Annotated in this window: 21 protein-coding genes; 8 read left to right on the top strand and 13 right to left on the bottom strand. The window is 55.1% G+C overall.

The window, feature by feature from the left end:
• Nucleotides 1-18: 18 nt before the first annotated feature.
• The 6 genes from AC6I8T_RS10690 to rstA all read right to left on the bottom strand — a co-directional run bounded on the left by AC6I8T_RS10690 (nt 19) and on the right by rstA (nt 5286).
• Nucleotides 19-825: a trypsin-like serine peptidase gene (locus tag AC6I8T_RS10690; RefSeq protein ID WP_021183149.1), complete on the bottom strand. Its 807-nt coding sequence runs from the start codon at nt 823-825 to the stop codon at nt 19-21.
• Nucleotides 826-941: 116 nt separating this feature from the next.
• Nucleotides 942-1022 carry a small membrane protein YdgU gene (ydgU, locus tag AC6I8T_RS10685; protein WP_462982560.1) on the bottom strand — a complete coding sequence of 27 codons (81 nt, stop codon included), beginning with the start codon at nt 1020-1022 and terminating at the stop codon, nt 942-944.
• An 83-nt stretch (nt 1023-1105) separates the two neighbouring features.
• Complete coding sequence (gene asr / locus AC6I8T_RS10680) at nt 1106-1549, bottom strand: acid resistance repetitive basic protein Asr (protein ID WP_021183150.1); 444 nt, start codon at nt 1547-1549, stop codon at nt 1106-1108.
• Between the two features lie 205 nt (nt 1550-1754).
• Entirely contained in the window at nt 1755-3242 is a 1488-nt protein-coding gene (locus AC6I8T_RS10675; protein WP_208723486.1) for a carboxypeptidase M32, read from the bottom strand.
• A 14-nt stretch (nt 3243-3256) separates the two neighbouring features.
• On the bottom strand, nt 3257-4564 hold the full coding sequence (gene rstB / locus AC6I8T_RS10670) for a two-component system sensor histidine kinase RstB (protein WP_021183152.1): 1308 nt from the start codon (nt 4562-4564) through the stop codon (nt 3257-3259).
• Nucleotides 4561-5286, bottom strand: a complete 726-nt coding sequence (gene rstA, locus AC6I8T_RS10665) for a two-component system response regulator RstA (protein ID WP_208723485.1) — start codon at nt 5284-5286, stop codon at nt 4561-4563. Before rstA ends, rstB begins: the two co-directional genes overlap by 4 nt.
• Nucleotides 5287-5463: 177 nt before the next feature.
• Here rstA and AC6I8T_RS10660 point away from each other — a divergent pair, with 177 nt between their 5' ends.
• Complete coding sequence (locus AC6I8T_RS10660) at nt 5464-5877, top strand: hypothetical protein (RefSeq protein WP_021183154.1); 414 nt, start codon at nt 5464-5466, stop codon at nt 5875-5877.
• On the opposite strand, the gene AC6I8T_RS10655 is transcribed toward AC6I8T_RS10660, so the two are convergent.
• A complete protein-coding gene (locus tag AC6I8T_RS10655) occupies nt 5874-7265 on the bottom strand; it encodes a basic amino acid/polyamine antiporter (RefSeq protein ID WP_021183155.1) in 1392 nt (463 codons plus the stop codon). The two genes, AC6I8T_RS10660 and AC6I8T_RS10655, sit on opposite strands and share 4 nt — an antisense overlap.
• A gap of 207 nt (nt 7266-7472) precedes the next feature.
• Nucleotides 7473-8426 (bottom strand): DUF1471 family protein YdgH, encoded by a 954-nt coding sequence (ydgH, locus tag AC6I8T_RS10650; RefSeq protein WP_208723483.1) that lies wholly within the window; start codon nt 8424-8426, stop codon nt 7473-7475.
• 540 nt (nt 8427-8966) lie between these two features.
• On the opposite strand from ydgH, the gene pntA reads away from it, so the two are divergent.
• Complete coding sequence (gene pntA, locus AC6I8T_RS10645; RefSeq protein ID WP_415173717.1) at nt 8967-10499, top strand: Re/Si-specific NAD(P)(+) transhydrogenase subunit alpha; 1533 nt, start codon at nt 8967-8969, stop codon at nt 10497-10499.
• A gap of 11 nt (nt 10500-10510) precedes the next feature.
• A complete protein-coding gene (gene pntB, locus AC6I8T_RS10640; RefSeq protein ID WP_021183158.1) occupies nt 10511-11899 on the top strand; it encodes a Re/Si-specific NAD(P)(+) transhydrogenase subunit beta in 1389 nt (462 codons plus the stop codon).
• Between the two features lie 87 nt (nt 11900-11986).
• Here pntB and uspE read toward each other — a convergent pair whose 3' ends face one another.
• Nucleotides 11987-12949 (bottom strand): universal stress protein UspE, encoded by a 963-nt coding sequence (uspE, locus tag AC6I8T_RS10635; RefSeq protein WP_021183159.1) that lies wholly within the window; start codon nt 12947-12949, stop codon nt 11987-11989.
• Nucleotides 12950-13068: 119 nt separating this feature from the next.
• Nucleotides 13069-13821, bottom strand: a complete 753-nt coding sequence (gene fnr, locus AC6I8T_RS10630) for a fumarate/nitrate reduction transcriptional regulator Fnr (RefSeq protein WP_021183160.1) — start codon at nt 13819-13821, stop codon at nt 13069-13071.
• A gap of 240 nt (nt 13822-14061) precedes the next feature.
• Here fnr and smrA point away from each other — a divergent pair, with 240 nt between their 5' ends.
• Nucleotides 14062-14619, top strand: a complete 558-nt coding sequence (smrA, locus tag AC6I8T_RS10625) for a DNA endonuclease SmrA (protein ID WP_208723481.1) — start codon at nt 14062-14064, stop codon at nt 14617-14619.
• Here the strand turns inward: smrA and AC6I8T_RS10620 are convergent.
• Entirely contained in the window at nt 14616-15536 is a 921-nt protein-coding gene (locus tag AC6I8T_RS10620; protein ID WP_021183162.1) for a LysR substrate-binding domain-containing protein, read from the bottom strand. The two genes, smrA and AC6I8T_RS10620, sit on opposite strands and share 4 nt — an antisense overlap.
• Nucleotides 15537-15848: 312 nt before the next feature.
• Between AC6I8T_RS10620 and AC6I8T_RS10615 the strand changes: the two genes are divergently transcribed.
• Together AC6I8T_RS10615 and hglS are read left to right on the top strand one after the other, a co-directional pair.
• Nucleotides 15849-17183, top strand: a complete 1335-nt coding sequence (locus AC6I8T_RS10615) for an MFS transporter (RefSeq protein WP_208723480.1) — start codon at nt 15849-15851, stop codon at nt 17181-17183.
• Between the two features lie 88 nt (nt 17184-17271).
• Nucleotides 17272-18609 carry a 2-oxoadipate dioxygenase/decarboxylase HglS gene (gene hglS / locus AC6I8T_RS10610; protein ID WP_208723479.1) on the top strand — a complete coding sequence of 446 codons (1338 nt, stop codon included), beginning with the start codon at nt 17272-17274 and terminating at the stop codon, nt 18607-18609.
• Between the two features lie 46 nt (nt 18610-18655).
• Here hglS and AC6I8T_RS10605 read toward each other — a convergent pair whose 3' ends face one another.
• On the bottom strand, nt 18656-19090 hold the full coding sequence (locus AC6I8T_RS10605) for a DoxX family protein (protein ID WP_021183165.1): 435 nt from the start codon (nt 19088-19090) through the stop codon (nt 18656-18658).
• Between the two features lie 191 nt (nt 19091-19281).
• Here AC6I8T_RS10605 and AC6I8T_RS10600 point away from each other — a divergent pair, with 191 nt between their 5' ends.
• Both AC6I8T_RS10600 and AC6I8T_RS10595 read left to right on the top strand, forming a co-directional pair.
• Entirely contained in the window at nt 19282-20799 is a 1518-nt protein-coding gene (locus AC6I8T_RS10600; RefSeq protein WP_208723478.1) for a carboxylesterase/lipase family protein, read from the top strand.
• Between the two features lie 213 nt (nt 20800-21012).
• Entirely contained in the window at nt 21013-22686 is a 1674-nt protein-coding gene (locus AC6I8T_RS10595) for a methyl-accepting chemotaxis protein (protein ID WP_021183167.1), read from the top strand.
• Here the strand turns inward: AC6I8T_RS10595 and AC6I8T_RS10590 are convergent.
• Nucleotides 22644-23525: a LysR substrate-binding domain-containing protein gene (locus AC6I8T_RS10590; protein ID WP_021183168.1), complete on the bottom strand. Its 882-nt coding sequence runs from the start codon at nt 23523-23525 to the stop codon at nt 22644-22646. The two genes, AC6I8T_RS10595 and AC6I8T_RS10590, sit on opposite strands and share 43 nt — an antisense overlap.
• Nucleotides 23526-23640: the final 115 nt, after the last annotated feature.

Raw genomic sequence — 23640 nt, 5'->3', positions numbered from 1 at the left:
CGGGGCATTAGCGCAATGCTATTGCGCTAATGCTTCCAGCTTGTCCCGGAACGAGGTGACGGCAATCGCACGGTTATCCGCACGATAACGGTCGGCCGGGGCAGGTGCCGAGCTTTGTACCGCAATCAGCTGCCAGCCATCATCTTTCTTCAGCAACAACGGTGAACCGCTGTCGCCGGGCAGGGTATCGCATTGATGCGATAGCACCGCGCGTTGCGCCCAGCCAGTCACCAGGCAATCGCTGTGTGAATACAGCGTATCCAGATGATCTTCCGGGTAACCCGCCTGTGTCACTTTACGACCGGTGGCTTTCAACGCATCGGTTAAATCGCCGCGTGATCCATCAAACAAGGGAATCGGGGTAATCGCCGAGGGTGGATTGTGCAGAATCACCAGACCGTAATCATAAGGGGCGGCGTCAGGCGGGACGATCCAGCCTTCGCCATCGGCTTTTAACTTACGCGCCAGCGACGGTTCGACGCGGGCGTCGATATCATGGATTTCATAACGCCAGCCCTTGCTGCCTGCCATAAAACGCAACGCCACCGGTTTGTCGAACTTACCGGGCGGGGTGAGCAGGCAATGACCGGCGGTGAGCGCCAGATGGGCAGAGATCAGCGTCGCGGTGCACAGGTTGCCACTTTCGGTCTCCAGTTGACCAATGGCGTCCCAGGGGGCAGCGCTGACATCGCTGATCGCTTTGCGGTGATCCTTGCCAAAGAACAGGGTTTTGATGTCATCAGGGCTTGGCCCGTCTTCATCATCGGCATGTGCTGCGAGGTTAAAGCTGAAAATACCAACAAATAACAGGATAGCCAGGCGCATAGTTCTCTCAATGGCGAGAATAAGTAGAGGTTTTTGTCATCACGCTTGAGCGATAACTATAGTCGGAGAGCGGTAAAAAAGGGAGAAATATTGGAATAATCAGCACGCTACAACGACTAAATAAAAAAACTGGCTGCGACAATGCCGCACAGGATCACCACAATCAAAATGATTTCGAAGCGATAGCGACGCACCATATTCCGCTACTCCAGTAAACAAACACCCGGCAGAACCGGGTGTTTTCAATCATTAATGCAAGGTCGGGCGCGCGAAGGCAACCTTATTTAGCGGCTTTTTTGGTCGCTTTTTTGTGGTGCTTTTTAGCAGCCTGAGCTTTCTGTGCAGCAGGTTTAGTTACTTTTTTGTGGTGCTTTTTAGCAGCCTGGGCTTTCTGTGCAGCCGGTTTGGTTGCTTTTTTGTGGTGCTTTTTAGCAGCCTGGGCTTTCTGTGCAGCTGGTTTGGTTGCTTTTTTGTGGTGCTTTTTAGCAGCCTGAGCTTTCTGTGCAGCCGGGGCTTTCTTAGCTACTTTTTTGTGCTTCTTGGCAGCCTGAGCTTTCTGAGCAGCGGCTTTCTTGTGTTTGTGCGTAGTTGCTTTGTGCTTAACCGGTGCAGCAGTAGTGGTTGCAGCAGCAGCCGGAGCCGGAGTAGCAGTGGTTTCAGCTGCGAAAGCTACAGAAGACAGACCCATAGCAGCGGCGATCACCAGCGCAAATAATTTTTTCATTGCAAATTCCTCGAACTATTTTTTCATGTGTAGCCCACTGCGGGGCCGGTGAAATGACTATATGTAATCGCAACAGTTCTTTCCGTGAGGGATTGGTATCGGCGTGTAACGGAATGTACAAAGGTGGCGGCGCGATTTATCGCGTGGGTTTTTATACGGCGAAAAAGGCGCGATGAATCGCGCCGCTACGAAAACGCCGCGCAGTTTAATCAGTCAGGTAACGTTGTTCAAGATGCTGACGGAAATAGGCCGGATTTAAGGTTTCTCCGGTGGCGTTCACCAGTAACTGTTGGGTGGGGAAACGACTGCCGTGTTGCCAGATGTTTTGTTGCAGCCAGTCAAACACCGGTTGCAGCTCGCCGTGCTGAATCAGCTCGCTAATCTGTGGAAGCGCGCGTTTAACCGCCTGGAACAGTTGAGCGGCATACATTGCGCCCAGGGTATAAGTCGGGAAGTAGCCAAAGGCACCGTCTGTCCAGTGAATATCCTGCATGCAACCGTCGCGGTAATTACCACGGGTGTCGATACCCAGAGACTGCTGCATCTTTTCGTCCCACAGCGCCGGAATGTCATCAACTTCAATTTCGCCTTCAATCAATGCGCGTTCGATTTCGTAACGCAGGATGACATGCGCCGGATAGCTCAGTTCATCGGCATCGACGCGAATGAAACCAGGTTTCACGCGTTGGGTCAGCCGAATAAAGTTTTCACTGCTCAGGGCAGGTTGATCACCCATCAGGGCAATAACCTGCGGCTGGATATGCTGGAGAAACTCGCGGCTGCGTCCAAGTTGCATCTCCATAAACAGGCTCTGCGATTCATGCATCGCCGTGGAGCGTGCAAGCGCGACCGGCTGGCCGCGCCACTGCTGCGGCAGGTTTTGCTCATAACGGGCATGACCGGTTTCGTGGATCACCCCCATCATGGCGCTGAGGAAGTCATTCTCGTTGTAGCGCGTAGTGATACGGACATCTTCGGGTACCCCGCCACAAAACGGGTGAGCGCTGACGTCGAGGCGGCCATGATTAAAATCGAAGCCCAGCGTCGCCATCAGGCTCAGGCCGAGCTGCTTTTGTGCCTCAATGGCAAAGGGACCAACCGGGGCGAGGGTGGTCTGATGCTGTTGCTTTGCCACCACCTTTTGCAGCAGATCCGGCAGCCAGCTTTTTAAATCACCAAACGTCTGGTCGAGTTGGGCGCTGGTCATCCCCGGTTCGAACACATCCAGCAGGGCATCGTAGCGCGAGTTACCGGACGCTTCGGCGCGCAGTTGGGCTTCTTCGCGGCTTAATTTCACCACTTCCTTCAGATTGGCGGAGAAACCTTGCCAGTCGTTGGCCGGACGCTGGGTACGCCAGGCATGTTCGCAGCGTGATCCCGCGAGAGACTTGGCTTCCACCAACGAGGCGGGCAGCAGGGTAGCCTGCTGCCAGGCACGCTGCATTTCCGTCAGGTTTGCCTGCTCAACATCGTTGAGCGACTCCTGCTGCGCCGCCGCGAACAGGCCACCAAGGCGTTTATCGGTCAGCAGTTCGTGCATAAACACGCTCAGTTCCGCCATCGCTTCGCCCCGGGCACGGCTGCCTCCGGCTGGCATGGCGGTTTGCATATCTACGCCAGCAATGGCACCTAAATGACCAAAACGAGACAGGCGCAGAAAAGTGCGGCTAAGTTCCTGATAAGCTGAGGACACAGGCAAACTCCTTGTTAAGTTAAGCGCGAGGGGATTTCCCGCAACGGTAAGTCAACCGGCCAGCAAAAGCGAACGCTGGCTCCGCCCAGCGGGCTGCTTTCAATGGTGACGTTGCCCTGCAACGCCAGCGCGATGGAGTGGACAATCGCCAGCCCCAGACCACAACCCCCGGTGGCGCGATCGCGGCTGGGATCGAGTCGTACAAAGGGTTCAAACACGCGTTCGCGTTCTTCCTGCGGGATGCCGGGGCCATCATCCTCCACCTGCAAACAACCAACGCTGCCGTCAAACCACAGGCTGACACGCAACCGTGACTGGGCGTAGCGCAGCGCATTGTTGACCAGGTTATCCAGTACGCGTTCCATCAAACGGGTGTCGGCAACGCCGTAGTTTTCACGTTGCGGAATGTCGAGATCGATTTGCGCCTGTGGATTGATCGCCTGTACATCTTCAATATGCAGCCGCAGCCATTCAGCAAGATCGAACGATTTCAGGCTCAGGTCGACCCGAGGGCGGTCGAGACGTGCATAGGTGAGCAACTCTTCAATTAGACTCTCCAGCTGCCCGATGTCACGATTAAGCGCGGCAGATTCGCTTTCGCTGAGGTTTTCGCTCATCTCCAGGCGGTAACGCAGGCGTACCAGCGGGGTGCGTAATTCGTGGGCGATGCCGTCAATCAGCTGCTTTTTGCTGGCGACCAGCGTGTTGATGTTATCAGCCATCTGGTTGAAAGCCACGCCGAGGCGGAACAGGCTGGAGGTGCTGTCGAAATGGGTACGTACGTCCAGCTCGCCGCGGCCGAAGCGCTGCGCAGCTTTTTCCAGCCGCAGCATCTCTTTCCAGTGCGGGCGCATCCAGATAAACACCGGCAATGCCAGCGACATGCCGATAAACGCCAGCAACGCGATATCCAGCAGGCGCATCTGGTGCAGATAAAACAGATAAGGGATCGGGCCGACCGACAATACATAGTGGCTGCGCGGGATGTGTTGCAGGAAGGTGTATTGATCGTCGAGCGCGACGATTTCCCCCGCGCGCAACCGCTTCATATTCAGCTCATCAAGTTCATATTTACTCATTGGCTCGATGTGCAGGTCAAACGAGAGGTTGAGATCGAGGCTACGAATGGTTTTGTTCCAGTCATGTGGCGGGATCTCGCGCAACTCGCTGCGCATCAGAAACAGTGAGCTGGCCATTAAATCGTTCATCGACTGGCGTCCGGCGCGTTCGGCCGTGAATTTGTACACCAGCCCAACCAGCAGGGTCATCACCAGAAAACAGACAAACAGCAGCAGATAGAACTGGATAAAGAGCTTTCTCATGCGGTTCGGGTATCCCAGGCCTGCGGCGCGAACAGATAACCTTTGTTACGGATGGTTTTGATGCGAAACGGCTCGGTTGCGCTGTCGTACAATTTTTTGCGCAGGCGCGAAATTGCCACATCAATGCTGCGATCCATCCCGTCATAGCTGACGCCACGCAGGGTTTGTAACAGCGCATCGCGATTGAGGATCTGTCCGGCGTGGTTCGCCAGCTCCCACAGCAGATCGAAATCAGCGGTCGACAGGGTGATGTTTTCATCAAACAGCGTGACCTGACGATTCAGCGCATCGATGGTCAGCGAGCCAAAACGCAACACTTTTTGCGAGCTTTGGACCGCCGGTGCGATTTCCGGCTGGCCGATGTGCGCCTGGCGTAAATGAAGACGCAGACGTGCCAGCAGCACAGCGGGTGGGGTGGTTTTGAGAATATAGTCGTTGGCACCCATTTCCAGCGCCAGAATGTGGTTCATATCGCTATCCAGCGAGGTCAGCAACACAATCGGTCCTTGCCAGCTGGCGCGTAAGTCGCGACACAGGGTCATACCGTCTTTCCCTGGTAACATGATATCCAGCATCACCAGGTCAGGATCCGCAGCGGCAATGGTGGCTTCAGCGCGATCGCCGCGCGTTTCCACGATCACGTCAATATCATGACGCCCAAGGTAGGCGGCAATCAGTTCGCCGACTTCCGGTTCATCTTCCACATATACAATCTTGTTCATAATCCACTGCGACTGGTGAGTATGGACAGCAGCATAGCTTTTTCGGCCTTTCAGCTCTATGCTACAGCACGAAATATCCTTTGCTCTCTGGTATCCGCACGGTGAAATGTGCCATTATTACCGACGCGTTGTAGCGCAAGGTTCGGAACCGTAATGAAAAACAGGAGGAGTGCGAGGGTGTCTGATAAAGAGCTGGCTTCAGCCGGATACAGTGACCGCATCTGCTTCAATTACAGTGATTTCCTTTCCGCCTCGTGTAAAAAACGCTGGAGCTTCGTCGATGCTATCTATGGAGTGTTGCCAATTTTCGGCATGGTCACCCGTAAATCAGCGCACAGTTTACAGGCCAGCGATGACCATCTGAAAGAATTAGCATTACAAATCATTTCAACCCAGGTCAGTGACGAGATTAACATTGCTCGCCTGATTACCCTTGCTGAACAGCAGCACATCAGCCGCTTTGATATCCAGTTACCTTATCCGCTGTCGGCGGAGCAGCTTGACGCTATCCATCATGAATACCGTAAGCCGCTCAACCTGACACAGCAGGGCGACCTGCTGTGTGTCACCATTCCCGGCAAGCCGCATTAATTCGCCAGCTGCCACACGGCGGGCAGGGACGCGGCCATCAACATCATAATCGCGATACGTTCCAGCTGTGACAGCGCGTTGCTGGCACGGCCGCCACGGCGCGCATAGAGAAACAGCAACACACCCGGCGCGTACAGCACCACCGAAAGCAGCAGATGCAGTGGACCAGAGGCGTACAGCAGCCAGATGCCATACAGGCTGGCACCGATGCCGGTCAGCATCAATAACGGTTTCTGCTGGCCGCGTACCACCTTGATCAGGTAAAGGCCAACCAGCAGATAGGGCACGAGGATCATCTCGGACGCGATGGTCAGCAAGGTATTGTAATCGGCGCCGGTGACGGCAATCAGAATCAGACAGACCTGAACGCTAGCGTTGGTGAGCCATAGCGATGCCGCAGGCGCGTTGTGGCGATTCTGGCGGGCGATGCTGCGCGGGAAGGCCCCTTGCTGCGCCGCGAGGAACGGCACTTCGGCTGCCATAATGGTCCAGCTCAGATAAGCGCCGCACACCGAGATAATCAACCCGATGGCAATCACCGCGTCACCCCAGTGGCCGATCAGATGCTGCATTAAGCCCGCCATCGAGGGATTGCGCATCTGCGCCAGTTCGGCACGCGGCACCACGCCAAGCGACAGCAACGTCACCAGCAGATACACCAGCAGCGCCGCCAGCACTGCCAGCAGGGTGGCGCGTCCGACATCTTTCTTATGGCGGGCGCGAGCTGACACCACCACTGCACCTTCCACGCCGATAAATACCCACAAGGTAATCAGCATGGTCTGCTTTACTTGTTCCCACAGCGGTTTGCCCAGGGCAACGCCAGTGAAATCGAGACGGAAACGGTCGAGGTTAAACGCCAGCACGGCCAGCACCACAAACAGCAGCAACGGCACCAGTTTACCCAGAGTTGCCAACAGATTGATGCTGGCTGCCGTCTGCACCCCGCGCAGCACCAGGGCGTGGACCAGCCACAACAGCACCGATGCACCGAGCATCGCCTGCCAGGTGTTGCCGTCACCAAAGACCACATGACCCGGACTGTCAGTGAAAAAACTCAGGGCGGAAAAAACAATCACCAGATAGGAGACGTTGGCTATCACTGCGCACAGCCAGTAGCCCCACGCCGAGCAGAAGCCCATCAACTCACCAAATCCGGCACGCGCATAGGCGAAGATGCCGCCATCCAGCTCCGGTTGCAGACGCGTCAGAAACAGCATCGCCAGTGAGAGCAACAGAATTCCGACGCCGGTGATTAACCAGCCAATCAGCAATGCCGCAGGACCGGCAACTGCGGCCATATTTTGTGGCAGGCTAAATACCCCTGCGCCGAGCATTGAACTGAGCACCAGCGCGGTGAGCGCGCTAAGACCTAATTTTTTATCCAAAACGCCATTCCTGAACAGCAGAGTCTGCTGGGTAAAAACGATTCCGCTGGAGATTAATGCGACGAATTGCCGTCGTTAACACGGAATACCCTGAAAATCAGGCGGCAGATTCTACGGAGTGCAACACGGGAAGGCAATGCATGATGATGCAGAGATGCTCAGCATTTATGCAAATAGCAGGGCGACGGGTGCCGCCCTGTAGGGAGATTACTTGAACAGATCAGCCGTGACGGTCAGGTTACCGCCGCTCTGGTTCTGCCACTGACGGGTGACATGGTAGAACTTCGCCCCTTTATCCGCGGCGCGTTTTGCCACTTCTTCAGAGATCTCAGTCGGTGAACCGAAGTGGCCGGTAAAGGTCACGGTATCAAACGGCTGCATTTGTGCCGCCGTGATGGCATTCACTTCCTGAATTTTGGTGCCGTTTGGCAGGGTGACGGTATAGCGCTGGCCGGTGGAGGATTGGGTTTCAAAGAAACGACCTACACTGTTGCTTGGCGTTTCTGATGAAGCAACACCCGGGATCTCCACTTTCTTCGCTTCTGCGCCACCGGCTGCCAGCGCAGCTTTACCGGCTTCAGAATCGGCCGGAATCAGGTTCGGGCTTTGTACCTTACGTTCTTTGGCATCGGCCTTGTAGACATAGGCCGTCACGTACTGGTTGCCACCGTTGTTGGCGTCAATTTGACGAATAATAAAGAAGGAAGCCGCACCTTTCTCTTTGGCCGCTTTTGAAATGGCATCGTTGACGTCCGGCTGGCTGGAAAAGAAGCCGCTGACGGAAACGGTATCGAACGGTTCCAGACGGTAGGCTTCCGCTTTCGGCAGCGCTTTAACGCCGTTGTAGGTCAGGTATTCCGTCGTTTTGGACGCTTCTGGGGCATCGGCATGATACAGGTCAGCCGTCACACGCCAGTTACCACTGTTACCGGTGGCATCGTTGATGCCCTGGATATAAAAAGAGGCTGCGCCCAATTCGTCTGCACGTTTTGAGACAGCGTCAGCAGCGTCGCCAATGGCGTTGAAACGGCCGGTGATATTAATACGTTCGAATGGCTTCAAAGCGGCCGCTTTTTCCGGCGTCAGTTCCTGCGCAGCAAACGCATTGGCTGCCAGCAGAGATAACAAGGTGGACGCCAGAATGGTGTTCTTCAGCTTCATAAAAATGATCCTTCGCCTTACGCAAAAATGAGTACGAAAACGTGCTGGACTCTTGATGTATAACAGATTAGCCGCTGATTATTGCATGTAATAATCAGCCTGTCTCAGCCAATTTATGCGGCCTGAATTGACAATCATCCCGAATTATTCATTTGGTTGTCATCACTATCTGCTATGGCGTTTTTTTGTGCGCGTTACCACTAAATCTGGTAATACTTAGTACCGTAATAGTTAAAGTATTGTTAAATAAAGGTTTTTAATAACACTTAATTCGCCGTGACACGATTTTGCTCAGCATATAATTTTTTATTATGGCCGAAATCTAGTGGCAAAACGCGGCAATCAATCTTTGCTTCTGAATATTTGTGTGAATGTCATAAGTATGCATTATCGCTGTGGATCGCTATTCATATTTTCAGTAGGTTATAAAGACTTTGTTACATTGCGCATTTCGCTCATAAGTAGCTGAAACATTGTTTCAGTTGCATGAGCTTGTGCCGCTTACAGACCCTCATCCTTTAACCGATGAAAGGAAACAGTATGTTAATTGGGATACCCAAAGAGCGGTTAGCCAACGAATCGCGCGTGGCTGCCACGCCGAAAACCGTTGAGCAACTGATCAAGCTGGGATTCAGCGTAACCATCGAGCAGGGCGCAGGTATTCGGGCCAGCTTCGATGATGACAGTTTTGTTGCCGCAGGCGCGACCATCAGCAACACCGACGCGGTGTGGCAGTCTGATATCGTGCTGAAAGTGAATGCACCTGATGATGACGAGATTGCCCTGACGCGTGCAGGTAGCACGCTGGTGAGCTTTATCTGGCCTGCGCAGAACCCGGCGCTGCTGGAGAAACTCGCGGCACGTAACGTGACCGTAATGGCAATGGATTCAGTACCGCGTATTTCGCGTGCTCAGGCACTGGACGCACTCAGCTCCATGGCGAATATTGCGGGCTATCGCGCTATCGTTGAAGCCGCCCACGAATTTGGCCGCTTCTTTACCGGACAGATCACCGCCGCAGGTAAAGTGCCGCCCGCCAAAGTGATGGTGATTGGTGCAGGCGTGGCGGGCCTGGCTGCGATCGGTGCGGCGGGCAGTCTTGGCGCTATCGTGCGTGCCTTTGATACCCGTCCGGAAGTGAAGGAACAGGTGCAGAGTATGGGCGCCGAGTTCCTTGAGCTGGACTTCGAGGAAGAAGCGGGCAGCGGCGATGGTTACGCTAAAGTGATGTCAGAAGCCTTTATTAAGGCAGAGATGGAGCTGTTTGCTAATCAGGCGAAAGAGGTCGACATCATTGTCACCACCGCCCTGATCCCTGGCCGTCCGGCACCGAAACTGATCACCAAAGAGATGGTCGCCAGCATGAAACCGGGTAGCGTGATCGTCGATCTCGCGGCACAAACCGGCGGTAACTGCGAGTTGACCGTGGCGGATCAAGTCACACTGACCGAAAACGGCGTGAAGATCATCGGTTATACCGATCTGCCAAGCCGTCTGCCGACCCAGTCATCCCAGTTGTACGGCACCAACCTGGTGAACCTGCTGAAGCTGCTGTGTAAAGAGAAAGACGGTCAAATCACCGTTGATTTCGAAGACGTGGTGATTCGTGGTGTCACCGTCATCCGTGAAGGCGAAGTCACCTGGCCGGCTCCGCCGATTCAGGTATCTGCTGCGCCAAAAGCGGCACCGGCTGCCGTCGCGCCGAAAGAGAAAGTCGAGCAGAAACCGGCGTCACCGTGGCGTAAGTTGGTGCTGCTGGCGCTGGCCGTGGTGTTGTTCGCCTGCCTGGCGAATGTAGCGCCACCAGAGTTCCTGTCGCACTTTACCGTGTTTGCGCTCTCCTGCGTGGTGGGTTACTACGTGGTGTGGAATGTCAGCCATGCGCTGCACACGCCGTTGATGTCGGTCACCAATGCGATTTCCGGCATTATCGTGGTTGGTGCGGTGTTGCAGATGGGCCACGGTGGTTGGGTTACGCTGCTGGCGTTTATCGCGGTGCTGATCGCCAGTATCAACATCTTTGGTGGCTTTACCGTCACCCAGCGCATGCTGAAAATGTTTCGTAAGAATTAAGGGGTAACAACATGTCTGGCGGATTAGTCACTGCAGCATACATTGTTGCCGCGATTCTGTTTATTTTCAGCCTTGCAGGTCTCTCGAAACACGAGACGTCAAAGCAGGGTAACATTTTTGGTATGAGCGGGATGGCGATTGCGCTGCTCGCTACGATCTTTGGCCCCAACAGCGGCAACGTTGCGTGGATCCTGCTGGCGATGGTGATCGGTGGTGCGATTGGCGTACGTCTGGCGAAGAAAGTCGAGATGACCGAGATGCCGGAGCTGGTGGCGATTCTGCACAGCTTCGTGGGTCTGGCGGCGGTACTGGTGGGCTTCAACAGCTACCTCGACCACGCACCGGGTCTGTCGGCGGTGATGGAAAATATCCATCTGACCGAAGTGTTCCTCGGTATCTTTATCGGTGCGGTGACCTTCACCGGTTCGATTGTCGCCTTTGGTAAGCTGCGCGGTAAGATTTCATCTCGCCCGCTGATGCTGCCGCATCGTCATAAGCTTAACCTGCTGGCGTTGGTGGTATCGTTCCTGCTGCTGGTGTGGTTTGTTCGTACCGAAAGTACCGGCGCACAGGTGTTCGCGCTGTTGCTGATGACCGTGATTGCGCTGGCGTTTGGCTGGCATCTGGTGGCTTCTATCGGTGGTGCCGATATGCCGGTCGTGGTGTCGATGCTGAACTCCTACTCAGGCTGGGCAGCCGCAGCCGCCGGTTTTATGCTGAGCAACGATCTGCTGATCGTCACCGGTGCGTTAGTGGGGTCGAGCGGTGCCATCCTGTCGTACATCATGTGTAAGGCGATGAACCGTTCCTTTATTAGCGTGATTGCCGGTGGTTTTGGTACTGACACCAGCGTCGGTGGTGAAAGCGAAGAAGCCGGTGAACACCGCGAAATCAACGCAGAAGAAACCGCTGAACTGCTGAAAGCGTCATCTTCGGTGATCATCACCCCAGGCTACGGCATGGCAGTGGCGCAGGCGCAGTATCCGGTGGCGGAAATCACCGAGAAACTGCGCGCGCGCGGCATCAAGGTACGTTTCGGTATCCACCCGGTGGCAGGGCGTCTGCCTGGTCATATGAACGTGCTGCTGGCGGAAGCGAAAGTACCGTACGACGTGGTGCTGGAGATGGATGAAATCAACGATGATTTCAGCGATACCGACACCGTACTGGTTATCGGCGCGAACGACACCGTCAACCCGGCCGCGCAGGAAGATCCGCGCAGCCCGATTGCGGGTATGCCGGTCCTGGAAGTATGGAAAGCGCAGAACGTTATCGTGTTTAAGCGTTCCATGAATACCGGCTATGCCGGGGTGCAGAACCCGCTGTTCTTCAAAGACAACACCCAGATGTTGTTTGGTGATGCGAAGGCCAGCGTAGAAGGCATTCTGCGCGCGTTATAAAACAAAAAGGGCGACATACCGTCGCCCTTCATTATCTGTAGCTGCGCGATTTATCGCGCGGCTTTTTCTGCCAGCGAGCACAGCAGGTTAGTCGTCATCATCCTCTTCGTCATCATCATCAAGCTCGATCGGCGATTTAAAGTCATCAGGTTTGATGGCCAACAGATCGCAGCGCAGATGATCAATCACCTGTTCCGCTGTATTTCCCAGGAACGCCGCCGACAACCCGGTGCGACCGATGGTGCCAAGCACCACAATACCGGCACTAAGATGGCTGGCGATATCCGGGATGACTTCTTCCGGTAAACCTTTCGCGACGTGGGTAAACTCTTCGCTAATCGAGAACTTCTGCCGCAGCGCTTTCATCGCCACCAGATGCTGACCGCGAATGGCGTCGTTATACACGCTGGGGTCAAAATCCGGCAGTTCGATAGCGATATTGATTGGGGTAATCGGGTAAGCACCGACCAGATGCACTTCGGTATGGTTGACCATTTCGGCCAACTGGGTGGTTTCGCGAATCAATTTTTGATTGAGGGCGTCATGATGGGGTTCTTCGCTGGCGAGGTTCACCGCCACCAGTGCTTTACCGCCTTCCGGCCACGGCTGATCTTTTACCATCCATACCGGGCAAGGGCATTTACGCAGCAGGTGCCAGTCGGTGGGGGTAAAAATTACCGCTTCCAGACGATCGTGCTGATGCGCCATCTTCAGCACCAAATCGTGATGATGGGTCATCACCTCATGAATAATCGCTTCGTACGGACGGTTGTGCCAGATAACCTTAATTTCAATATCAACGCCCGCCTCCAGATAAGCGTGGGCCTGCTCGCGGATCCATTCGGTACGCTGGCTGATCACACCTTTACGCATGTTGGCGCGCTCATCCGGCGACAGCAGGGTGGTCATTTCGTAGGAGAAATCATAGATAGGCAGGAAAGCTTTGATTTTTCCGCCGATACGTTGATTGAGATAAACCGCACGCCGCAGCGCGGGTTGATCATCCTGTTGTGCGTCAATCGCGACCAGAATATTTTGGTACCGGGACATAGGGCAATCTCCTCAAAACCAAAGCAAGTTGGGTTAAAGATAGCCTAAGTTATGACAGTGCTGAAAGGAAAAAGTTGTTGCCGGATCAATAAAATAACAATTATTGATCCGGCTGAGTATCAGGCGGCTTGCTCAGTCTGACCAGCAAGTTCTGCCAGCATTGAGTGGTTTTCGATAGTGATATATTTGCCTTTTACCGCCAGCATGCCACTTTTCTGGAAACGACCGAGTAAACGGCTGATGGTTTCTACGGTTAGTCCCAGATAGTTACCAATATCGCCACGCGTCATGGTTAAGCGGAACTCTCGTTGGGAGAAACCACGTTGACCAAAACGGCGCGACAGGTTCCAGATAAAGGCGGCGAGACGCTCCTCAGCATTCTTCTTGGACAGCAACAGAATCATGTCCTGATCGCCTTTGATCTCACCACTCATCAGACGCATCATCTGCTGACGCAGTGCGGGCATTTTACCGGAGAGGTCATCCAGGGTTTCGAACGGGATTTCGCACACCATCGCGGTTTCCAGCGCTTGCGCAAAGCTGGGATGATGGGCGCTAACAATGGCGTCAAAACCGACCAAATCACCTGCCAGATGGAAACCCGTAATTTGCTCGTCACCCTGTTCGGTGATGGTGTAGCTTTTGATGGTGCCCGAGCGAATGGCATACAACGATTTCAATTCATCACCGGCTTTGAACAACGTCTGGCCTTTTTGAATGGGCTTTTTGCGTTCAATAATATTATCCAGCTGATCCAGTTCGTGTTCGTTCAGCGTGAAGGGAATACACAACTGGCTGATACTGCAATCCTGGCAATGGATGGCACAACCGCCAGACTGAATACGTCGAATGCTGCGTTTTTCCGGGATCATAATATGTACGCTCGATGATTATTGACTGCCGTCAATTTTAACATTTTTTCATGCAAAGGGCACTCGTCCGAGCTGTAATAATCCTCAAAAAAAGTGTGGCTGGCGCAAAAATAGTTGATCAGCGCTAACTCCGCTATTTGCGGATAATTTCTACAACGGGAATATTGATCTGGCACGTTTTGTTGACACTCAGCGTGCATGCTAAGCTTGCAACGCTAAATTGTCTTGGGAGAAAAAACCATGAACCTCGATGATGATGATCTGTTCCGCGATGCCGTGGGTGATGTGACACCGTTGAAAGATTGCGCGAATACCCAGTGGCTGCGTGCGCCCTCGACCAGGGTGCCGCAACGTATTGAGGAAGAAGAGAACTTTCTGACGCGTGGTTTTCTGGAAATTATTCCGCTGGCGACGCCGCTGGAGTATAAAGCGGACGGTATCCAGCAGGGCGTGTTGGACAAATTGCGGCTGGGCAAATATCCGCTGGATGCCAGCCTCAATCTATTGCGTCAGCCGGTTGAAACCTGCCGTCAGTCGCTGTTCAGCTTTATGATGCAGGGGCGCAAGCAGGGGTTACGTAATTTGTTGATCATCCACGGCAAGGGACGTGATGACGAGTCACATGCCAATATCGTGCGCAGCTATGTGGCGCGCTGGCTGACACAATTCGACGAGGTGCAAACCTTCTGCGTCGCGCAACCCCACCACGGCGGGGCCGGGGCGCTGTATGTTGGCTTGCGTAAAACCGATCAGGCCCGCCTGGATAACCGCGAACGGCACGCCAAGCGCAGCCGTTAGCTGTGGAACTTACGGATGGTGGCCATCAACACCTCTGCGCTCAGGCTCAGGGTATTGCCGGTACGGGTGATAATACCGACCGGCTCACCTGGCCCGGCTGACGAGATGGGCAGGGCGCACAACGCATTATGATTTAAATCCTCTTTAACCGCCCCGGAAGGCACAAACCAGACATAGTCGTAGCGTAACGCCAGCTGGCGTGCCAGGGACGTTGAGGACGTTTCCACGCAGTTGGCGGGGAGTGAACAATCTTGTTCATCCAGCATTTGTTGCGCGATACGACGTGGGGCCGTGCCCTCCGGGGAGATCACCACGGGCCACTGCATCGCGCGCGATAGCGTGACGTTGTCACTCAACAGCGGATGCTCCGGGCGTACCACCAGCTTTAACGATTCAAGAAACAGCAACTCGTAAGTCAGGCCCGCCATCATTTCACTGTCGGCCATACGGCCAATACCGATATCAAATTCGCCAGCCCGCAGGCCCGCTAACAACACATTATTATGCAGCGTCGCCACCTGTACCGTGGTGTTGGGTTGCTGCTGGTGAAAGCGATCTAAAATTTGCGGCAGCATACCCATTGCGGCGGTGGTCAGCGCGCCGAGGCGGATGACCATCGGGCGTCCGGGTAACGGTGAGTTAAAGCTTTGTCCTGCATGATTCAGGGCATCCAGCACCTTAATCGCGTGGGTCAGGAATTGTTCGCCCAGGGTGGTCAGTTGGGCGCCGAGACGACCGCGTTCAAATAAACGTGCTCCAGCCAGTTCCTCCAGCTCATTAAGGGTTTTCGAGAGTGCAGGCTGGCTCAGGTTCAGCGTTTCTGCTGCCCGACCCAGCGTGCCTTGTTGCGCGACAGCAACAAAGGTATGTAAATGGCGCAAGCGAATGCGCTGATTGAAAAGGATATTTTTGTCCATAACCTCACACTTAATGAGATTTCCGGGTTGCAGGCAACTGGCAAAACGAAATTCTGTTAACTTACCTGCAAAATTATATTAACAATATTAGCTTGCAATACGGCAAACGCATAAGCTGCTGTTATCACAATAAATCCCGAATATTCATCTGGTTGAGTCGTTATCAGCTTCTTAAGTTTCAGATGCTTAAGATGGCTAAGCCTGAATAATTCTCAGTTACATTCAAAAATCCTGCCCGTTATTATTAACAATGCGCTATCATAAGCGCCGTTTTTTTTACCAAAACTGATGTTTAAAAGCAGGAGTTCGGCCGTGACCAGCGTTGAAGCAGTAGATGTACGCCAGCTGATTAATCAGAGCACGCTGAGTCGCTGGCAAAAGCGCTTAATTGCGCTCTGCTTCCTCGTCGTGGCGCTGGATGGCATGGACATCGCGCTGATGGGATTTATCGCGCCGACGCTGCGCGCGGCCTGGGGTGTCAGCAATCATCAACTGGGTATGGTGATCAGTGCGGCATTGATTGGACTGGCGCTGGGCGCGGTGTTCGCCGGGCCGCTGGCGGATCGCTATGGTCGCCGCATGATGATTCTGCTTAGCGTCCTGTTCTTTGGCTTGTGGACGTTGGCCACAGCGATGGCGCAGAACATCGAACAGATGATGCTGTTTCGTTTTCTCACCGGGCTGGGATTAGGCGCGGCGATGCCGAATGTTGGCACCCTGGTGGCGGAATACGCGCCGGAACGCCGCCGCTCCTTCATTATTACCGTGGTGTTCTGCGGGTTTACCTTTGGCGCGGCCTCTGGTGGTTTTGCCGCTTCCTGGCTCCTGCCTCGTTATGACTGGCACTCGGTGATGTTGTTGGGCGGAATGCTACCGCTGGTGGTGTTGCCTTTTCTGCTGCGCGGCCTGCCGGAGTCGGTACGTTTTCTCATCAGCCGTCAGGCACCGGCGGCACGTATCCACGCCATTCTCGACCGCATGTTGCCGGGCGCGGTGCAGGCCAACAGCCATTTCCACAGCGTTGAACCCACCACCGTGCGTGCTGGCGCAATTGCCACCGTCCTCTCACGCCGTTATTTGTTTGGCAGCCTGATGCTATGGGGCGGCTACTTCATGGCGCTGTTTCTGGTCTACCTGGTCGGTAGCTGGTTACCGTCGCTGGTCCATACCCTTGGCATGTCAGTGACCGCAGCCGCGATCATCACCGCGATGTATCAGGCGGGCGGCACCCTCGGCTCGCTGTTTACCGGTTGGCTGATGGACCGTGTTAACGCGAATCTGGCGCTGGCGGTGATCTACTTCTGTGGCGGCATCGCCATTGTCGCGATGGGTTTCTCTCCGGCGCGGGTCGACCTGATGAGCGCCATCGCTTTTTGTAGCGGTTTTTGTTTTAACGGTGCCAACACCGGGATGAATGCGTTATCTGCCAGCTATTATCCCACGCATGCACGCGCCACGGGCTCCAGTTGGATGCATGGCGTGGGGCGGGTCGGGGCGATCCTCAGTGCCTTTATCGGCGCGGAACTGCTTTCCCTCGGCTGGTCATTCAGCCATATCTTCCTGATGCTGGCGCTACCGGCGCTGCTGACCACCGTGATGCTGTTGCTGAAATGTCGCTTTGGTGACCCGCGAGCCGCCGACGAGTGACAGCGCGATCACACTTCGAGGAAATTGTTACCCGGCGCTAAAGGGTTGATCTACATTAGCATCACCCCCGTAGCACAAGGTGATGACCATGGACAATTTCCTCACCAGCGATGCCATCCGCACGCTGTTTTCCCAGGCCATGTCGGCGATGTACCAGCAGGAAGTGCCGCAGTACGGTGTGCTGACCCAACTGGTCAGCGCCGTGAATGAACGCGTGCTGGAAGCCAATCCTGATCTGAAAAACCGTCTGGCGGCGGCGGATGAACTGAGCCGCCTGAGTGTGGAGCGCCACGGCGCGATTCGCGTGGGCACCGCAGCAGAGTTAAGCATGTTGCGCCAGATGTTTGCGGTGATGGGGATGTATCCGGTGGGTTATTACGACCTGTCGCAGGCCGGTGTTCCGGTGCATTCCACCGCGTTTCGTCCGGTCAGTGACAGCGCGCTGCGACGTAATCCGTTCCGGGTATTTACCTCGTTGCTGCGGCTGGAGTTGATCAATGATGAGGCGTTGCGTGCGAAAGCCGCCGACATTCTGGCGGCGCGCGACATCTTCACGCCACGTTGCCGGGCGTTAATCGCCCAACATCAGCAACAGGGTGGTCTTAACGCGGCGGATGCGGCGCAGTTTGTCAAAGAGGCGCTGGAAACCTTCCGCTGGCACGCCGATACCACGGTCGACAGCGCCACCTATCTGGCGCTCAGCCATCAACACCGTTTGATAGCCGACGTTGTCTGCTTCCGCGGCTGTCATATCAACCACCTGACGCCCCGCACCCTGGACATTGACCGGGTGCAGACGCTGATGCCGACACGCGGTATCGATCCCAAAACCCTGATTGAAGGTCCACCACAACGTCAGGTGCCGATCCTGCTGCGTCAGACCAGCTTTAAAGCGCTGGAGGAACCGGTGCATTTTCGCGATGGTTTTCAGGGTACGCACACCGCCCGCTTTGGTGAAATCGAACAACGTGGCGTGGCGTTAACGCCGAAAGGTCGCGCCCTGTACGACAAACTGCTGGCGGAAGCAGGTACCGGTAAGGACAACCAGCAGCATCAGCAGCATCTGGCGGAGGTGTTTCGCGCCTTTCCCGATGATGAAGTCAGCCTGCGCCGCGAACAACTGGCGTGGTTCAGCTATCGGCTGACGGAAAAAGGGATTCAGTCACCGCCCGGAGCCGAAGAGAGTATGGAACAGTTGATGGCAGAAGGACGCTTGCTGGCGGAACCGATCACCTATGAAGATTTTTTGCCGGTCAGCGCTGCGGGGATTTTTCAGTCCAACCTGGGTGATGAGGCGCACGTCCGCAGTGCCGGTCATGCCAGCAAGGCGGCGTTTGAAACGGCGCTCGGTGCGGCTGTGCAGGATGAAATGGTGTTATATCAACAGCTGCAACAGCGCAGCCTGGCGCGTTGTGGTCTGGCATAAGATAAAAAAAGCCGGTCTGCGTCAGGCAGACCGGCGGTTTTTTTCATTATTGCAGGCGCGGATTGCGCACCAGCGTATACTTCCCGGCACCCAAAAACATAATGGCAAGTGCGCCTAGCGTGTAAAGGGCTTCCGTCTCCAGGGACCATGCACCGACATCCGTCAGATGCCAGACAACCCCCATTTTTACCAATAGCGTGGCGACAATCATGTTGATCACAATAATGAAGGCCGCAGGGCGCGTCATTAAGCCAACGATCATCATAATGGGTGCCAAAATTTCCCCGATGTAAGCACCGTAAGCGATGAAACCTGGCATGCCTCTGACGGTGAGCAGATGTTCGATCCATGCCACTCCGTGGACCACTTTAAATTCACCGTGGAACAGCAGCAAACCGCCAAATGTCAGGCGGAGCAGCAGCTTAGCGAAATCCGGGTGATCACACATCCGGGTAAACAGTTGGTTAATTCCACCAAACATCGCGCTTCTCCGTCTCGCCAGGTTAACGTGTAACCTTAATGTAGACTGCCAAACGTTTGCCAGCCAAAAAATTTGAACGAGATGTTCAGCATTTCGCGTGATGATTCAGCTTAATCTGCAAATTCCTGAGCGACATGGACATTCGCCCCGGTCCTGCAAATAATGGAGAAATGATGATCAGGGAAGCCGAAATGAAAAACCAACGACGTCTGAGGATCTTGACTGCGGAAGGAGAACTCAGAGGCTCAATGGATGATGAGCTGTTTGTCTTCAAAGGTATACCCTATGCCGCGCCCCCGGTTGGCGCGTTGCGCTGGCGGCCGCCGCAGGCGCTGCAACCCTGGCAGGGTGAACGTGACGCCACGGCATGGGGGCCGGCCAGCTGGCAAAATCGGGACTATTGTCTGCTTGCCGGTGGTGGCGACCCGGGTCATTTCAGCGAAGATTGTCTCTACCTTAATGTCTGGACGCCAGATATTGAACCCGCGCGCCCGCTCCCGGTGATGGTGTGGCTGCACGGCGGTGGATTCAGCATCGGCGCAGGCAGCCTGGATCCTTATCGCGGCAAGGCGCTGGCAGCGCAGGGCGCGGTGGTGGTGACGCTCAACTATCGCCTCGGCCATTTCGGCTTTTTTGCCCATCCGGCGCTGGATGCAGAGTATCCCGCCGACAGCGTGGTGAATAATTTCGCCCTGCTTGATCAGATCGCGGCGCTGCAATGGGTGCAACGTAATATCCCGGCGTTTGGCGGCGATCGCCGCAATATCACGCTGTTTGGCGAATCGTCAGGCGCGCGTAGCGTGCTGTCCTTGTGCTGCTCGCCATTGGCGGAGGGGTTATTTCATAAGGGCATAGTACAGAGCGCCTACAGCCTGCCAGATACGCCGCGCGTGCAAGCGCAGCAGGTAGGTCAACAGGTGGCGGCCCATTTTGGACTGGCTGCGAATGCCAGCGCCAGCGATCTCCGTGCGTTACCGGCGGATGGATTCTGGCCGCTGCAACGCCCGCTGGCGCTTGGTCCGGTGCCGATCAGCGGCGATATCGTCCTGCCACAACCGATGTTGGCGACCTTTATGGCTGGCAGGCAGCATCGGGTTCCCTTGATGATCGGCAGCAACAGCGATGAAGCCAGCGTTCTCGATTTTTTTGGTGTGGATGCCACCCAGGTTCTGCAACAGCTACGCCAAAAAAATCGCCTGAGTTATCAGTTAATTAAATGGTTATATGATATCCACGATGATGCCCTGCTCGGGCGCGCCGTGGCTCGTGATATGGCCTTTTCCGTGCTGCCATTATTGGTCGTGCAGGCCCAACACAATATTGGTATGTCTGGTTGGCGTTATTGGTTTGATTACGTTTCTGAACAGTCGCACGACCTCTATCCCCACGGTGCCTGGCACGGTAATGAAGTCCCCTATGTGTTTAATACCTTAGATACGCAGACGCCAGCCGAGGGCCGCAGTTACACCGCCGCTGATTATGCTGTTGCGACGCGCCTCAGCGCCCTGTGGATCACCTTTGCCCGCGATGCCAGCGAATTCAGTTACCAGTTGCGCAGTGAGATTGACTGGCCGGTGTGGCGTTCAGATAACGATGTCACCCTGATGGTTGGCCGTGATGCGGAAAAACCGTTCAGTTTGCAGCGCCGGTTTATGCGCGGGCGGCTGCGTCTGTTCCGCCTGATGATGCGCAGCATGGTGAAACTTTAGTTCACTGGCTAATGGTTAAATTTCGCAAACCTTTTTTTAAAACAAATTTTCCTGCATCCCTCTGATTTCATTCATACAATCTTTTCCTTTGCCCGAGCGAACCAGCAATTTATTAGCTTACGAAAGCGGTACATTTTCTGAATCTACTGCCGATAAACGCAATATGCCCGATTTTATCGGGCCTCCATTGCGGTTCACATCAAGGGATTTCGTATGGGTATCTTAAAAAATTTTACTATTCGCGCCGTTATGCTGACCATTCTCGGGCTGTTTTGCCTGTTATGGTGTGCCGTCGGCTTATTTAGCGTCCATTCTCTCAATGCTCTGGGTGAGGGTAACGAAGTGGATCGTCAACTGGTGAATCAGATGACGGTGCTCAGTAAAGGTAATGATCAATATTTCCGGGTGGTGACGCGTCTTTCTCGCGTGATGGAAATGCGTGCGGCGGGCACCGAGTTGCCTGCTGATGCGTTTGCTACGGTCCAGCAGGCGCTGGACAGCATGAAGCAGCAGCTCGAACAATTCAAAGCGATGGCACCCGGTCCGATGGATGCCGACACCGCCAATAGCGTGATTGCCAACTGGCAAAAGTTGTTGGATGAGGGGATTGCCCCGCAGGTTTCACTGGCCCAGCAAGGGACGCTGGACGCTTACCGCGCCCAGGCCAATAAAGTGACCCCGGCCCTGAGCCGTGCTTTTGGTGCCAGCGCCGAGAGTTTCAACCAGGCGGCAGGCATCAAGCTGGATGACACACGCGTCACCGTGGACAAACTGACCAATGTCACCAAGGTGATCATTCTGTCAGCGGTGGTGGTGGGACTGCTGATTCTGCTGTTTACTGACCGCTACCTGGTTGCCATGCTGGTGAAACCGTTGGATCGCATCCGCGATCACTTTGCGATTATCGCGCAGGGCGATCTCAGCCAGCCGGTGCAGGAGTTTGGTCGTAACTGTGTCGGTAAACTGGTGCCGTTATTGCGGGCGATGCAGGACAGCCTGCGTGAAGCGGTTAGCGCGATTCGCAGCGGGACAGAAAATATCTATCGCGGCGCGGCAGAAATCTCGGCAGGTAACAACGATCTCTCCTCGCGTACCGAGGAACAGGCTTCCGCCCTGGAGCAGACGGCGGCCAGCATGGAACAGTTAACCGCCACGGTGAAATTCAACGCCGATAACGCGCGTCAGGCCAGTTCACTGGCGGAAACCGCCACCGGCACCGCACAACAGGGTGGCCGTCTGGTGGGTGAAGTGGTCACCACGATGGCTGGCATCTCCGGCAGTTCGAAGAAAATCGCCGAAATCACTAACGTCATCAACAGCATCGCTTTCCAGACCAATATCCTGGCGCTCAACGCCGCGGTAGAAGCGGCGCGTGCCGGTGAACAGGGCCGCGGCTTCGCGGTGGTGGCAAGTGAAGTGCGTAACCTCGCACAACGCAGCGCCAACGCGGCGAAGGAGATTGCGACCCTGATTGAAGATTCGGTGCAGCGTGTCGAAAAAGGCTCGGATCTGGTGAACAGCGCCGGTCATACCATGAACGACATTCTGAAGTCGGTGCAGGATGTGAATGAGATCATGAAGCACATCGCCTCGGCGTCAGAAGAACAAAGCAAAGGCATTTCTCAGGTGGGCACGGCGGTGACGGAGATGGACAGCGTCACCCAGCAGAATGCTTCGTTGGTGGAAGAGGTGTCGGCGGCGGCCAGCGCTCTGGAGCGTCAGACGGAAGAACTTCAGGCATCGGTCGCCAAATTCCGTCTCGCACCCGCGACGGCGGCTATCGCCTCTGCCACGCCACCTGCGGCACCGTTACGTCGCCCGACGTTAAGCGCACCGCCTGCCAATCAGCCTAAATCGGCCAGCGCAGACGAGTGGGTTTCTTTCTGAGGCTGACAAAGCCACGCCACCAGTTCCTCAAGGAACGGTGGCGCATCCCGCTCTGCACGATGGAGCAAGCTGTAACTCGCCCCGGTAGTGACGCAGTGGTCAAACGGGGCGATCAGTCGGCCATTCGCCAGATCGTTCTGGACCAATGACATATCCGCCACCGTTACGCCAAATCCCTGAATCGCCGCGCTGATCGCCAAATCCATAGTGGCAAAGTGTTGATTACGTGCCATGGGGACGCTGACCTGCTGCGCATTCAACCACAACTGCCAGTCACGCGTGTCATTAGTGGGGTGCAGAAAGGTAAAACGCGCTAACCCGGCCACGTTAGCGGGTGGCGTCACGCTGCTGGCCAGCACCGGTGTCAGGCGCTCATCAAACAAGAGGATGGCCTCCGCCGGCGCACTGCCATAGACGATTGCCGCATCAAAATTATCCAGTTGCGAGGCATGGTCGAGGGTGGTGGTGAGCGCCACATGGATCTCCGGCCGTTCCTGCTCCAGCGCCACGAGGCGCGGCACCAGCCAGCGCATCGCGCAGGTTGGGGCTTTCAGCCGAATCGACACATTGCTGCGGCTGGCTTTCTCTGTCGCATTCACCAGCATCGCAAAACCTTGCTGTAACTCCGGCAGCAGGGCTGCGCCTTGCGATGTCAGGTGCAAGCCTCGCGCATGGCGCTCGAATAACGCAAAGCCCAGCCAGCTCTCCAGGGATGCAATTTTGCGGCTCACCGCGCCCTGGGTGATGCATAACTCGTCGGCGGCACGCGTCAGATTGAGGTGACGTGCCGTGACCAGAAAGGCGTGAATGGCGTTGAGTGGCAGAGCGGAGCGGGACATAACAGCCTCAGCTATGATTAAAAGTCATGGCTATTATGACAACAATTCGCTTGTCGACTCAAGTGACAGACCGTTGAATAGAAATCTGATTTCCTTACGTGGTTATGCAATCCTT

This window comes from Pantoea sp. X-Soil-OKNW-556 (assembly GCF_059730695.1).
The sequence above is the reverse complement of the archived record's forward strand: the minus strand, read 5'-3'. Positions and strand labels throughout refer to the sequence as shown.